The organism is Synechococcus sp. R55.7 (assembly GCF_047461955.1).
Lineage (GTDB): Bacteria > Cyanobacteriota > Cyanobacteriia > Thermostichales > Thermostichaceae > Thermostichus.
Window position 1 is genome coordinate 1 of record NZ_JANSIC010000222.1, and the last position, 1,801, is coordinate 1,801.

Annotated in this window: 2 protein-coding genes; one reads left to right on the forward strand and one right to left on the reverse strand. The window is 62.0% G+C overall.

All coding sequences use genetic code 11. The annotated features are described in order from the left end of the window. Nucleotides 1-29: 29 nt before the first annotated feature. Complete coding sequence (locus tag NW820_RS10595; protein WP_414350991.1) at nucleotides 30-329, reverse strand: AAA family ATPase; 300 nt, start codon at nucleotides 327-329, stop codon at nucleotides 30-32. Nucleotides 330-523: 194 nt separating this feature from the next. On the opposite strand from NW820_RS10595, the gene NW820_RS10600 reads away from it, so the two are divergent. Further along, nucleotides 524-1,801: trypsin-like serine protease (locus NW820_RS10600; RefSeq protein ID WP_414407462.1), on the forward strand; the 1,278-nt coding region annotated here is incomplete at its 3' end.

Genomic DNA, 1,801 nt, shown 5'->3' on the forward strand with positions numbered 1-1,801 from the left:
CAGCGGGCCGTAGGCCTTAGGGCGGGGCTTTAGACCCAGTTTTTTGGTAACTGTTCCGGGGTGGGACGGGCAGGAGTGTCGATCACCGTGTGCTGAAAGCCTGTGGGCGTGGGAGTGGTGGGATCCCCGGCCAATACCTTGATAGGAAAGGATGATCCCCGTTCTGCCCAGCGAGAGGCCGAGCGATTGGGATCGGCGTCGATCAACAGGGCCATCCCCGACCCACCCGCAGGAGCTGCCCCTTGTTTTTGCTGAAGGTAGAGGGCCAGGTGTACCGCCGTGGTGGTTTTGCCCACGCCCCCTTTGAACCCCAAGACCGCGATATTCATCTGCCACACACCCTCCCACCCTGGTTTTACTGCCCAGTTGCGCAGGCGGCAAGAGGCTAAAGTGGGCATTGGGGTCTTGGGGCAAATCGGAAGAGCCGGGCGCGGGGGGAAGCGTTCCCGGTTCCGCAATCTTTAGGCTTCGCCGGTAGGATATCCTTGGCTGGCATAACCGGCTGGCTTTGGAGAATCTGACCATGCCTCATCTCTCGCGATCCCATTCCTCCTTGGGCTTGGCTCGCTCTTGGTCTATTCCGCTGGGGTTGTGTCTGGCCCTGAGCATAAGCGCCTGTGGCGGCGGGGGTTCCAGTCGCCCGCTTCCCCCAGTCTCAGCTCCTCCCACAGGACGAATTGAGGGATCCCATTTCGACGATCTCAACGGCAATGGGCTGCGGGATCCGGGGGAGCCGGGGCTGCCGGGCATCGCCACCTTTTTGGACTTAAACGGCAATGGCCGCCTCGACCCGGGGGAGCCCAGCACCGTCAGCGATGCCAGCGGTAACTTTCGCTTCTCCAACTTGCCCCCTGGCACCTACCGCGTCACCGCCCTTTTGCCCCCAGGGCGAATCTTCACCACGCCGCGCTCAGGCTTGGGGCTGGAGCGGATTGTGGGCGGCAGACCTGCTCCCGAAGGGGCCTTTCCCTGGATGGTGGCCTTGCTGAACGCGGCTGAGCCGGATCCCTTTCGAGCGCAGTTTTGCGGCGGATCCCTGATCGCGCCGGAGTGGGTAGTTACCGCTGCCCATTGTTTTTTCGACGAACAAGGCAAGCAGGTAGTGAGTGCCCAAAATCTGGATCTGCTGTTGGGTACCAACCGCTTGCAAATCGGTGCCGGCCAACGCATTCGCGCCGCGCAAATTGTCCTCAACCCCGGCTACAACCCCCAGGTGGGGAAACTTGGGGGGAACGACATTGCCCTGGTGCGCCTTTCTCGGCCAGTGGCTCTGGCCACCCTGCCACTGGTGCAGCCCAACCAAACCAACCTGACAGCCCCCGGCACTGCCGCCACCATCCTCGGCTGGGGAGCCACCTTCCCCCGCGCCCTGGATCAAGAGCCCAGCGGCTTTCCCCGAGATTTGCAGCAGGCCACCGTTCCCATCGTCTCCAATGCGGTGTGCAACGCGCCCCAATCCTACAATGGCAACATTTTAGATACCATGCTCTGCGCCGGCTTTCCTCAGGGGGGAGTCGATGCGTGTCAGGCTGATAGCGGTGGGCCTTTGATTGTGTCCAGTGGCACGGGTTTTGCCCTGGCCGGAATCACCAGTTTTGGCATCGGCTGCGCCCAGCCCAATTTCTATGGGGTGTATACGCGGGTGTCTAGCTTCGCCGGTTTTGTGCAATCGGTAATCGGCAGTGCCCCCAGCCCAACTCCAGCACCACCCTCCCCTCCACCCCCCACCGGGACAACTGCTTCATTCGTTGTCAATTTGAGGGAAGGTGAGGTGGTTGCGGGGCTCAACTTTGGCAGCCGG

What these genes read in the sequence shown, in the direction of transcription:
- NW820_RS10595 (WP_414350991.1), bottom strand. Translation starts at nt 329, where the DNA reads ATGAATATCGCGGTCTTGGGGTTCAAAGGGGGCGTGGGCAAAACCACC.